Here is a 12636-nt window from a genome sequence, read left to right on the forward strand (position 1 = left end):
TACGGATGAACGATTATTCCGCAGGTGGCAGCGCCATCGGCTCCACTTCCGGCGCCGGCGGCACGACCGCCGCCTGCTTCTCGCGCTCGTCGAGGATCATCTTGTCGCGCTTCACCGCGACTTCGCGGATCTTCGCCATGGAGGCGCCGGTGCCTGCCGGGATGAGCCGGCCGACGATGACGTTCTCCTTGAGGCCTTCGAGCGGATCGACCTTGCCGTTGACCGCCGCTTCCGTGAGGACGCGGGTGGTCTCCTGGAACGAGGCCGCCGAGAAGAAGGAGCGGGTCTGAAGGCTCGCCTTGGTGATGCCGAGCAGAACCGGCGTCCCCGTGGCGATCTTCTTGCCCTCTTCCTTGGCCTTCGCGTTGATCTGGTCGAACTCGATCTTGTCGATCTGCTCGCCCGAGATCATGTCCGTGTCGCCCTGATCGGTGACTTCCACCTTCTGGAGCATCTGACGGACGATCACTTCGATGTGCTTGTCGTTGATGAGCACGCCCTGGAGCCGGTAGACCTCCTGGATCTCGTTGACCAGATAGGCCGCGAGTTCCTCGATGCCCTTGACCGCCAGAATGTCGTGCGGCGCCGGGTTGCCTTCCACGATGAAGTCGCCCTTTTCGACGACGTCGCCGTCCTGAAGGTGGATGTGCTTGCCCTTCGGGATCAGGTACTCGCGCGGCTCGTCGGTCTTGTCCATCGGCTCGATCGAGATGCGACGCTTGTTCTTGTAGTCGCGCCCAAACCGGATGGTGCCCGCGATTTCGGCGATGATCGCCGCATCCTTCGGACGCCGAGCCTCGAACAGTTCCGCCACCCGCGGCAGACCGCCGGTGATGTCACGCGTCTTGGCGCTTTCGGTCGAGACACGGGCGAGAATGTCGCCCGCCTGGACCTTGGCTCCGACATCGACCGACAGAATGCCGTCGACCGACAGCATGTAGCGGGCATCGCCGCCACGGGCGAGCTTGAGCACCTTGCCGTCCTTGCCCTTGATCACGATGGCGGGACGCAGGTCCCCGCCGCCGCGCATCGAGCGCCAGTCGATGACCACGCGCTTGGCAATACCGGTGGCCTCGTCGAGCGTTTCCGAGATCGACTGTCCCTCGACCAGATCCTCGAAGCCGATGGTGCCTTCGACCTCGGTGAGGAGTGGACGGGTGTAGGGATCCCATTCGACGATACGCTGGCCACGCTTGACCATGTCGCCCTCGTCGACGTGCAGGCGCGAACCGTACTGAATACGGTGCGTCGCACGCTCGGTGCCGTCGGCATCGACGATCGCGATCACCATGTTGCGAACCATCGCGACGAGGTGGCCTTCGCTGTTGCGGGCGATGGCCTTGTTCCTGATCACGATCTTGCCGTCGAAGTTGGATTCGACGAAAGATTGCTCGTTCAGCTGCGCCGCACCGCCGATGTGGAAGGTGCGCATGGTGAGCTGGGTGCCCGGCTCGCCGATCGACTGGGCCGCAATGACCCCGACCGCTTCGCCGTGGTTGACCGGCGTGCCGCGAGCGAGATCGCGGCCGTAGCACTTGCCGCAGATGCCGTTGACGAGCTCGCAGGTCAGCGCCGAGCGAATCTTCACCTCCTGGACGCCGCCCTGCTGGATGGCATCCAGATGGCTCTCTTCCATCAGCGTACCGCGCTTGAAGATCACCTTGCCGGTGCTGTCACGCACGTCTTCGCAGGCCGTGCGTCCGAGGATGCGCGAGCCGAGCGAAGCGACCACGGTGCCGGCATCGACGATGGCGCGCATCTTGATGCCGAGCTTGGTGCCGCAATCGTCCTGCGTGATGATGCAATCCTGCGCGACGTCGACCAGACGACGGGTCAGGTAGCCGGAGTTCGCGGTCTTCAACGCGGTGTCCGCGAGGCCCTTGCGGGCGCCGTGGGTCGAGTTGAAGTACTCGAGCACTGAGAGGCCTTCCTTGAAGTTCGAGATGATCGGCGTCTCGATGATCTCGCCCGACGGCTTGGCCATCAGGCCGCGCATGCCGGCGAGCTGGCGCATCTGGGCCGGCGAACCGCGGGCACCGGAGTGAGCCATCATGTAGATCGAGTTGATGTCGGCATCCGCCCCGCTCGCCGTCTTCTTGGTCGAGGAGATCTCCTTCATCATCGCCTTGGCGATTTCTTCCGTGGCCTTCGACCAGGCGTCGACGACCTTGTTGTACTTCTCGCCATGGGTGATCAGACCGTCGTTGTACTGCTGCTCGAAATCCTTCGCCAGCGTACGGGTGGTGTCGACGATCTTCCACTTGGAGTGCGGAACGACCATGTCGTCCTTGCCGAACGAGATGCCGGCCTTGAACGCGTTGTAGAAGCCGAGCGCCATGATGCGGTCGCAGAAGATCACCGTCTCCTTCTGACCGCAGTGACGGTAGACCTGGTCGATAACGCCGGAGATCTCGCGCTTGGTCATCAGCTTGTTGATGATCTCGTACGGAACACGCGGGTTCTTCGGCAGCAGATTGCCCAGCATGACGCGGCCAGCAGTGGTCTCGATCCAGCGCTTGGAGATCTTGCCGGTATCGTCGATGCCTTCCCACCGGTACTTGATCTTGGTGTGGAGGTGGATGACCTTCGCGTGCAGCGCGTGCTCGAGTTCCGCCATCTCGCCGAAGATCTTGCCCTCGCCGGGCAGGCCTTCGCGCATGATGGAGACGTAGTAGAGACCGAGAACGATGTCCTGCGACGGCACGATGATCGGCTGGCCGTTGGCCGGATGCAGGATGTTGTTGGTCGACATCATCAGGACGCGCGCTTCCAGCTGCGCTTCAAGCGACAGCGGAACGTGCACGGCCATCTGGTCGCCGTCGAAGTCGGCGTTGAACGCGGCGCAGACCAGCGGGTGGAGCTGGATCGCCTTGCCCTCGATCAGCACGGGCTCGAACGCCTGGATGCCGAGGCGATGCAGCGTCGGTGCGCGGTTGAGCAGCACCGGATGCTCGCGGATGACCTCGTCCAGGATGTCCCAGACCTCGGGCCGCTCCTTCTCGACCAGCTTCTTCGCCTGCTTCACGGTGGTGGACAGGCCCTTGGCGTCAAGCCGCGAGTAGATGAACGGCTTGAACAGCTCGAGCGCCATCTTCTTCGGCAGGCCGCACTGATGCAGGCGCAGCTCGGGACCGACCACGATCACCGAACGGCCCGAATAGTCGACGCGCTTGCCGAGCAGGTTCTGACGGAACCGGCCCTGCTTGCCCTTGAGCATGTCGGCGAGCGACTTCAGCGGACGCTTGTTGGCACCCGTGATGACGCGACCGCGGCGGCCGTTGTCGAACAGCGCGTCGACGGCCTCCTGAAGCATGCGCTTCTCGTTGCGGATGATGATGTCCGGCGCGCGCAGCTCCATCAGCCGCTTCAAGCGGTTGTTGCGGTTGATGACGCGGCGGTAGAGATCGTTGAGGTCCGAGGTCGCGAAGCGGCCGCCGTCCAGCGGCACCAGCGGACGCAGGTCCGGCGGAATCACCGGGACCACGGTCATGATCATCCATTCCGGCTTGTTGCCGGAGTGGCGGAACGCTTCCACGATCTTCAGGCGCTTGGCGAGCTTCTTGTGCTTGATGTCGGAGTCGGTCTCCTGCATCTCCGCGCGCAAGGTCAGCTCGAGCTTCTCGAGGTCCATGCCCTTGAGCAGCTCGCGGATCGCTTCGGCGCCGATCATGGCGGTGAAGGAATCCTGGCCGTATTCGTCCTGCGCCTTCAGATACTCGTCTTCCGACAAGAGCTGACGGTCCTTCAGCGCGGTGAGGCCCGGCTCAAGCACTACGTAATATTCGAAGTAGAGGATCCGCTCGAGATCCTTCAACGTCATGTCGAGCAGGAGGCCGATGCGCGAGGGCAGCGACTTCAGGAACCAGATGTGGGCGACGGGGGCTGCGAGCTCGATATGGCCCATGCGCTCGCGCCGGACGCGCGACAGCGTGACTTCGACCGAGCACTTCTCGCAGATGATGCCCTTGTACTTCATGCGCTTGTACTTGCCGCACAAGCACTCGTAGTCCTTGATCGGCCCGAAGATGCGGGCGCAGAACAGGCCGTCGCGCTCGGGCTTGAAGGTACGGTAGTTGATGGTTTCCGGCTTCTTGATCTCGCCGTACGACCAGGACAGAATCTTCTCGGGGCTCGCGATCGAGATTCGGATCTGGTCGAAGACCTGAGCCGGCGTCGTCGGATTAAAGAGATTCATAATTTCTTGGTTCATCGTCTTCTCCTCGCGTGCCGGTCGCCTCCGGCAGCAAATTCGAAAATCACTATGCGGGGCGCCCTGCCCTCGCGACTCCAGGACTGGGCGCCGATGCCCGGCCGTTCAGGCCGGGCACGAGGGTCGTATTACTCGGCCGCTTCCGCCGTCCCCGGTCCGACCTTGGAATTGTGCAAGTCGACGTTGAGGCCGAGCGAGCGCATTTCCTTGACCAGCACGTTGAACGATTCCGGAATACCGGCCTCGAAGGTGTCGTCGCCACGCACGATCGCCTCGTACACCTTGGTACGGCCGGCGACGTCGTCCGACTTCACGGTCAGCATCTCCTGGAGCGTGTACGCCGCGCCGTAAGCCTCGAGCGCCCACACTTCCATTTCGCCGAAACGTTGGCCGCCGAACTGCGCCTTGCCGCCCAGCGGCTGCTGGGTAACGAGCGAGTACGGACCGATCGAACGCGCGTGGATCTTGTCGTCGACGAGATGGTGCAGCTTGAGCATGTAGATGTAGCCCACCGTCACCTTGCGATCGAAGGCATCGCCGGTGCGGCCGTCATAGACGGTCGACTGACCCGAAGCGTCGAGACCGGCAAGCTTCAGCATCTCCTCGATGTCGGCTTCCTTGGCGCCGTCGAACACCGGCGTCGCGATCGGAACGCCGCGGCTCAGATTGTGGCCAAGCTCGATCAACTCGTTGTCGTTGAGCGACTTGATCGTCTCGTCCTCGCCGTAGACCTTCTTCAAGGTTTCCTTCAGCGGCCTGATGTCCTGCTTCGACAAATAGGCATCGACCGTCTGGCCGATACGCTTGCCGAGGCCGGCACAGGCCCAGCCGAGATGGGTCTCGAGGATCTGTCCGACGTTCATGCGCGAGGGCACGCCCAGCGGATTGAGCACGATGTCGGCATGCGTACCATCTTCGAGGAACGGCATGTCCTCGATCGGCACGATCTTCGACACGACGCCCTTGTTGCCGTGGCGGCCGGCCATCTTGTCGCCGGGCTGGATCTTGCGCTTCACCGCGACGAAGACCTTGACCATCTTCATCACGCCGGGCGGCAATTCGTCACCGCGCTGCAGCTTTTCGACCTTGTCGAGGAAGCGCTGTTCCAGCCCCTTCTTCGACTCGTCGTACTGCTTCCGCATGGCCTCGATCTCGGCCATCAGCTTGTCGTTCGGCGAAGCGAACAGCCACCACTGCGACTTCGGGTACTCCTCGAGCACCGCACGGGTGATCTTGGTGTCCTTCTTGAAGCCCTTCGGGCCGGCAATGCCCTGCCGTCCTTCGAGCAGCTCGGCAAGACGGTTATAGACGTTGCGGTCCAGGATCGCCTGCTCGTCGTCGCGGTCCTTGGCCAGACGCTCGATCTCTTCCCGCTCGATCGCCAGCGCACGCTCGTCCTTGTCGACGCCGTGCCGGTTGAACACGCGCACTTCGACGATGGTGCCCTGGACGCCCGGAGGGACGCGCAGCGAGGTGTCGCGGACGTCGGAAGCCTTCTCGCCGAAGATGGCGCGCAGGAGCTTTTCCTCCGGCGTCATCGGGCTTTCGCCCTTCGGCGTGATCTTGCCGACCAGGATGTCGCCGGCGCGCACTTCCGCGCCGATGTACACGATGCCGGCTTCGTCGAGGTTCTTCAGCGCTTCTTCCGACACGTTCGGAATGTCGCGGGTGATTTCCTCAGGCCCGAGCTTGGTGTCGCGGGCCATCACCTCGAATTCTTCGATATGAATTGAGGTAAACACGTCTTCCTTCACGATCCGCTCGGAGAGCAGGATCGAGTCTTCGAAGTTGTAGCCGTTCCACGGCATGAACGCGACGAGCACGTTGCGGCCGAGCGCGAGCTCGCCGAGATCGGTCGACGGACCGTCGGCGATGATGTCGCCCTTCTTGACGATGTCGCCGACCTTCACCAGCGGACGCTGGTTGATGCAGGTCGACTGGTTGGAGCGCTGGTACTTCATCAGCCGGTAGATATCGACGCCCGACTTGGTCGGATCGAGATCTTCCGTGGCGCGGATGACGACGCGGGTTGCGTCGATCTGGTCGATCACGCCCGAACGGCGCGCTGCGATCGCAGCACCCGAGTCACGCGCAACCACGCCTTCCATGCCAGTGCCGACGAACGGCGCCTCGGCGCGAACCAGCGGCACCGCCTGGCGCTGCATGTTCGAGCCCATCAGCGCGCGGTTGGCGTCGTCGTTCTCGAGGAACGGGATCAACGCGGCTGCGACCGAAACGAGCTGCTTCGGCGACACGTCCATGTAGTCGACCTTGTCCGGGGTCACCGGCAAGACTTCGCCAGCGTGACGGCAGACCACGAGATCTTCGGTGAAGCGGCCCTTCGGATCGAGCGGCACGTTGGCCTGCGCGACCGTGTAGCGGCCCTCTTCCATCGCCGAGAGGTACACGACCTCGTCGGTGACGCGGCCGTCCTTGACCTTACGATAAGGCGTCTCGACGAAGCCGTACTTGTTCACGCGCGCGAAGGTCGCGAGCGAGTTGATCAGGCCGATGTTCGGACCTTCCGGCGTCTCGATCGGGCAGATGCGGCCGTAATGCGTCGGATGCACGTCGCGCACTTCGAAGCCGGCACGCTCGCGGGTCAGACCGCCCGGTCCAAGTGCCGAGAGGCGGCGCTTGTGGGTGATCTCCGACAGCGGGTTGGTCTGGTCCATGAACTGCGAGAGCTGCGAGGAGCCGAAGAACTCGCGCACGGCGGCGGCCGCCGGCTTCGCGTTGATCAGGTCCTGCGGCATGACCGTGTCGATGTCGACCGAAGACATGCGCTCCTTGATCGCGCGCTCCATGCGGAGCAAGCCGATGCGGTACTGGTTCTCCATGAGCTCGCCGACCGAACGCACACGGCGGTTGCCGAGATGGTCGATGTCGTCGATCTCGCCCTTGCCGTCGCGCAAATCCACCAGCGTCTTGATGACGGAGAGGATGTCTTCCTTGCGCAGCGTGCGCTGGGTGTCGGGCGCATCGAGGTCGAGGCGCATGTTCATCTTGACGCGGCCGACCGCCGAGAGGTCGTAGCGCTCGGCGTCGAAGAACAGCGACTGGAACATCGCCTGCGCCGAATCCAGCGTCGGCGGCTCGCCGGGACGCATCACGCGGTAGATGTCGAACAGCGCGTCCTCACGCGTCATGTTCTTGTCGGCCGAGAGCGTGTTGCGGATGTAGGCGCCGACATTGACGTGGTCGATGTCGAGCAGCGGCAGTTCCTTGTAGCCCTGCTCGTTGAGAGCCTTCATCGACTTGTCGGTGATCTCTTCACCGGCTTCCGCGTGGATCTCGCCGGTCTTCGGATTGACGAGGTCCTCGGCGATGTAGTTGCCGACGAGCTCCGCATCCGACAGGCGCAGCGCCTTCAGCCCCTTCTCCTGCATCTGACGCGCACCGCGCACGGTGAGCTTCTTGCCGGCTTCGAGCACGACCTTGCCGGTATCGGCGTCGATCAGGTCGTTGATGGTCGAGTAGCCGCGGAAACGATTGGCGTCGAACGGAACGCGCCAGCCCTCCTTGATCCGCTTGTACTGGATCTTCTTGTAGAAGGTGCTGAGGATCGCCTCGCCGTCGAGACCGAGCGCGAACATCAGCGACGTCACCGGAAGCTTGCGGCGACGGTCGATACGCGCATAGACGATGTCCTTGGCGTCGAACTCGATGTCGAGCCAGGAGCCGCGATACGGGATCACGCGGGCGGCGAACAGCAGCTTGCCCGACGAATGGGTCTTGCCCTTGTCGTGATCGAAGAACACGCCCGGCGAACGGTGCATCTGCGAGACGATGACGCGCTCGGTGCCGTTGACGATGAAGGTGCCGTTCATCGTCATGAGCGGGATGTCGCCCATGTAGACGTCCTGCTCCTTGATGTCCTTGACCGACTTCGCGCCGGTTTCCTCGTCGATATCGAACACGATGAGGCGCAGCGTCACCTTGAGGGGGGCCGCGAAGGTCATGCCGCGCTGGCGGCACTCGTCGACGTCGTATTTCGGAGGCTCGAACTCGTAGCGGACGAATTCCAGCATCGAGGTGCCCGAGAAGTCGGAGATCGGGAACACCGAGCGGAACACCGCCTGCAAGCCCTCGTCAGACCGACCGCCCTGGGGCTCGTCGACCATCAGGAACTGGTCATAGGACGCCTTCTGAACCTCGATGAGGTTCGGCATCTCGGCCACTTCCTTGATGTGTCCGAAGAACTTGCGAACGCGTTTGCGACCGGTGAATGTCTGCTGCGCCATCGTGGCCTCTCATTTTCGTCGCCCGATTTGGGCGCGCCCTCCGGAACGCGGCGACCGCCGCTCCCCGGGTTGAATTTTTCGAACCCGTCTTGGGGGCCGGAGACTCAGTTTCAGGCAGGAATGTCCTGAATCTGTTCTTCAGACCTTCAAAACGCAAAACGACGCGCGGGGCGCAGGAGCGCGCCCGCCCGTCACAACCATCCTCTTCACGGACTGCAAAAGCCCGAAATAGCTTGCTCTCCCAACGGCTTACAGAGAATCCGGTATCCCTGCCCACCGCGCTTTCGTGCTGCCGACCCGATATGGGGCGACATTAGTGCAGATTCGAGGGACAAACCCTCAAATCCCCACACTTTTTCGTGTTCGGCCTGCGTCGGGCGGTTCCGTCGCACGCCTTTTGCATCTGGCCCACCCTTTCGGAGGAGTGGACCGAGATCCCGGTTGCGATGATGCTCACCGGGATCTCGTGCCAGTAAGCGATGCTTACTTGAGCTCGACCTTCGCGCCAGCCTTCTCGAGCTGGGCCTTGAGCTTCTCGGCTTCGTCCTTGTTCACGCCTTCCTTGACAGGCTTCGGCGCGCCCTCGACGAGGTCCTTTGCTTCCTTCAGGCCCAGGCCGGTGATGGCGCGGACTTCCTTGATGACCTCGATCTTCTTGTCGCCGGCGGCGGCAAGAACGACCGTGAACTCGGTCTTCTCTTCGGCCGGAGCGGCGGCAGCGCCACCACCAGCCGGGCCGGCCACGGCGACAGCCGCGGCAGCCGAAACGCCCCACTTCTCTTCGAGGAGCTTCGCGAGTTCGGCAGCTTCGAGCACGGTGAGGCTCGAGAGGTCGTCAACGATCTTCTGCAGGTCAGCCATTGTTCAGTTTCCTTGAATGTAAGTCTGGTTCGGGTTTGAGTTTTGCGAAGGGCGTCAGGCCGCTTCGCCCTTTGAGGCATAAGCCTGGATGACGCGCGCGAGCTTGCCCGCGGGCGCGTTGGCGAGCTGAGCGATCTTGGTCGCCGGGGCCACAAGCAGGCCGACGATCTTGGCGCGCAGTTCGTCAAGCGACGGCAGCGAGGCAAGTGCCTTCACGCCGTCGACATTCAGGACGGTCTTTCCCATCGAGCCGCCAATGATGACGAACTTTTCGTTCGCCTTGGCGAATTCGATGGCGACCTTTGGCGCCGCTACCGGATCGTCCGAAGTGGCGATCACGGTCGGTCCCTTCAGCATGGGGCCGATGGCAACGACGTCAGTGCCTTCAAGAGCAATTTTGGCGAGACGGTTCTTCGAGACCTTCACCGAGGCGCCAGCCTGCTTCATCTGCATGCGCAGCTTCTGCATCTGGGCAACGGTCAGGCCGGAATATTGGGCAACGACCGCGACGCTCGTGGTCTTGAAGACCCCATTGAGCTGTTCGACCGCTTCCTTTTTTGCCGCTCGTTCCACAGCAAGCTCTTTCCGGTTGGCGGTCATCGCGAAAGCGGGACCGCCGGGTTGCACCCATCGTCCCGCCCAAACCTGAACCTCAGGGCCAAGACCCATCGGACACGCCGGGCAAGACGACAATTCAAAGCCTGCCCTCCGGGAGCCCGTTAGAGCCCACGGCGTGTCGAGGTCCGAACCAAACCCATTCCGCAACCGACCCTAAGGTGGTCACGACGTGAAATCCGGTCTTCACCCGTCTATGCAGGCCATGCGATTAAGCCGTTGAGAAATCGAAATTCCCCGCAGGCGCCTGCAGTCTTGGACAGGACAAGGTCAGCCGGCGAACCGCCCGACCTCTGCCCGCATCCCACGCCCGACGAATTTCCCTCCTTTTCCAGCCAATCCTCACGGACGTCCTGAAAAGGAATGATCTCCATCGCTTGTTTTCGGAATGCGTGCACGAACGCGCCAGCCAAGGCCGGTGCGTCCGGAAGCGGTTCTTTAACCGCTCGGAGCCTGCTTGCCAAGAGCAAAATTCACACCAGTTCCAATCCGTTGCCGCAGGCGCTTGACCCGGCTGACAAGGGCCGATTGAGGCTCATTTGACCCCGTAAGGCAGCGGCTTGCCCTCGAAAAACGCGCTCAGGTTCGCCAGCACGCAGTTCTGCATAGCGACGTGCGATTCCAGGGTGTGGCCGCCGATATGGGGGGCGAACACGACATTGGGCAGCGCCGTCAGCGCGTCCGGGGCGTGCGGCTCCTTGTCGTAGACGTCGAGACCCGCGCCGGCGATGGTCTTCTCGGTGAGCGCCAACACCAGGGCTTTCTCGTCGATCACCGAGCCGCGGGAGATGTTGACGACATAACCGTCCGCCCCGAGGCGCTTGAGAATATCGGAGCCGACGGCATGCTGGGTCTCGGCTCCTGCCCGGACCGCGATCATCAACACGCTGCACCAGTCGGCGAGCGCCTCCAGCGTGGGGAAATATTGATAGGGCAGATCGTACTTGCTGCGGCTGAAATAGCCGACCTCGCTCTCGAAGGATGCGCAGCGCGCCGCGATCTTGCGGCCGATCTCGCCCATGCCGTAGATGCCGATGCGGCGGCCGGGCATGCCGGCCTGCGGGCGCATCATCGGCGAGGGCTTTGACGCGGCCCAATCGCCGCTTCGGACGTACTGGTCGGCCACCAGGATTCGCCGCGTCGTCGCGAGCATCAGGGTCATCGCGATGTCGGCGACCGAGGCCGCATTGGCGCCCGGGCTATGTCCGACCGCGATGTCGCGGGCAGCAGCGGCCTTCAGGTCAACACCGTCATAGCCAGTGCCGTAGCAGACGATGGCACCGAGCTTCGGAAACAGGTCCATCGCCTCCGCGCCCAGCGGCGTACCGCCGGCGGTGAGAACCGCGCGGATGCCGCCGAGTTCGTCGGCCGAAAACACCTCCCGCGCCGGCTTGCCGCCGGTGTCGAGCAGCTCGAACCGCTCGGCGAAGCGCGCCATCATCGTCTTGGGAAAGCGCGAGTAGATCAGGACCTTGTCAGTCATTGTTCTTGTTTCCGGTGAACGCCGTCACAAACGACGAGGGGCGGAATCGGTTGCCCAATTCCGCCCCTCGCCTCATGTCATTTCCGAACCTTAGCCGAGAATGGTGCCCGGCTCGACCTTCACGCCGGGGCCCATCGACGAGGACACCGCAACGCGCTGGATGTAGGTGCCCTTGGAACCGGCCGGCTTGGCCTTGGAGACAGCGTCCGCCAGGGCCTTGATGTTCTCGACCAGTTTTTCCTCGGTGAACGAGGCCTTGCCGACGCCAGCCTGCAGGATGCCGGCCTTCTCGACGCGGAACTCGACCGAGCCGCCCTTGGCACCCTTCACCGCACCGGTGACGTCCATGGTCACGGTGCCGATCTTCGGGTTCGGCATCAGGCCGCGCGGGCCGAGCACCTTACCGAGACGGCCGACCAGCGGCATCATGTCGGGGGTTGCGATACAGCGGTCGAAATCGATCGTGCCGTTCTGCACCTTCTCGACCAGGTCCTCGGCGCCAACGACGTCGGCGCCCGCAGCCTTGGCCTCGTCGGCCTTAGCGCCGCGGGCGAACACGCCGACGCGGAGCGTACGGCCGGTGCCGTTCGGCAGGGTCACGACACCGCGGACCATCTGATCGGCGTGACGCGGATCGACGCCAAGATTGATCGCGACCTCGATGGTCTCGTCGAACTTCGCTTTCGCGCGTTCCTTGACCATCTTGATGGCGTCCGCGAGCGGGTAAAGCTTTTCGCGATCAATACCTTCGCGGGCTTTGTTCAAACGCTTTCCGATTGCCATGAGCCCTTACCCCGCCACTTCCAGACCCATCGAACGGGCAGAGCCCTCGACCATCTTCATGGCCGACTCGATCGAGTCGCAATTGAGATCCTTCATCTTCTTCTCGGCGATCTCGCGCACCTGCGCTTTGGTCACCGCACCCGCCTTGTCACGGCCCGGCGCCTTGGAGCCGGACTGGATTTTGGCAGCCTGCTTGAGGAAGAAGGACATCGGCGGCGTCTTCATCTCGAACGTGAACGAACGATCGGCGTAGATCGTGATCACGACGGGAATCGGGGTATTCTTCTCTTCCTTCTGGGTCTGGGCGTTGAACGCTTTGCAGAACTCCATGATGTTGAGACCGCGCTGACCGAGCGCGGGACCGATCGGGGGCGAAGGATTCGCCGCACCGGCCGGGACCTGAAGCTTCAGGTATCCGGTCACTTTCTTTGCCATGTATC

7 protein-coding genes are annotated in these 12636 nt (G+C 63.0%); all 7 read right to left on the bottom strand.

Going from position 1 to position 12636, the window contains the following annotated elements; genetic code table 11:
• Positions 1–13: 13 nt before the first annotated feature.
• The 7 genes from rpoC to rplK all read right to left on the bottom strand — a co-directional run bounded on the left by rpoC (position 14) and on the right by rplK (position 12631).
• Positions 14–4210, bottom strand: coding sequence for a DNA-directed RNA polymerase subunit beta' (gene rpoC / locus ABIB66_RS16190; protein ID WP_275168106.1), 4197 nt, complete (start codon positions 4208–4210; stop codon positions 14–16).
• A 128-nt stretch (positions 4211–4338) separates the two neighbouring features.
• Positions 4339–8454 carry a DNA-directed RNA polymerase subunit beta gene (gene rpoB, locus ABIB66_RS16195; protein WP_007602996.1) on the bottom strand — a complete coding sequence of 1372 codons (4116 nt, stop codon included), beginning with the start codon at positions 8452–8454 and terminating at the stop codon, positions 4339–4341.
• A gap of 483 nt (positions 8455–8937) precedes the next feature.
• Positions 8938–9315 (bottom strand): 50S ribosomal protein L7/L12, encoded by a 378-nt coding sequence (gene rplL / locus ABIB66_RS16200; protein WP_007602994.1) that lies wholly within the window; start codon positions 9313–9315, stop codon positions 8938–8940.
• Positions 9316–9369: 54 nt separating this feature from the next.
• The gene (gene rplJ / locus ABIB66_RS16205) at positions 9370–9888 is read right to left on the bottom strand and encodes a 50S ribosomal protein L10 (RefSeq protein WP_275168107.1); all 519 of its coding nucleotides are present in this window, start codon (positions 9886–9888) and stop codon (positions 9370–9372) included.
• A 577-nt stretch (positions 9889–10465) separates the two neighbouring features.
• Entirely contained in the window at positions 10466–11413 is a 948-nt protein-coding gene (locus ABIB66_RS16210) for a 2-hydroxyacid dehydrogenase (RefSeq protein WP_354209259.1), read from the bottom strand.
• Positions 11414–11503: 90 nt separating this feature from the next.
• Entirely contained in the window at positions 11504–12196 is a 693-nt protein-coding gene (gene rplA / locus ABIB66_RS16215) for a 50S ribosomal protein L1 (RefSeq protein ID WP_007602988.1), read from the bottom strand.
• A 6-nt stretch (positions 12197–12202) separates the two neighbouring features.
• Positions 12203–12631, bottom strand: a complete 429-nt coding sequence (rplK, locus tag ABIB66_RS16220; RefSeq protein WP_007602986.1) for a 50S ribosomal protein L11 — start codon at positions 12629–12631, stop codon at positions 12203–12205.
• Positions 12632–12636 lie beyond the last annotated feature (5 nt).

The organism is Bradyrhizobium sp. F1.13.3 (assembly GCF_040548265.1).
Lineage (GTDB): Bacteria > Pseudomonadota > Alphaproteobacteria > Rhizobiales > Xanthobacteraceae > Bradyrhizobium.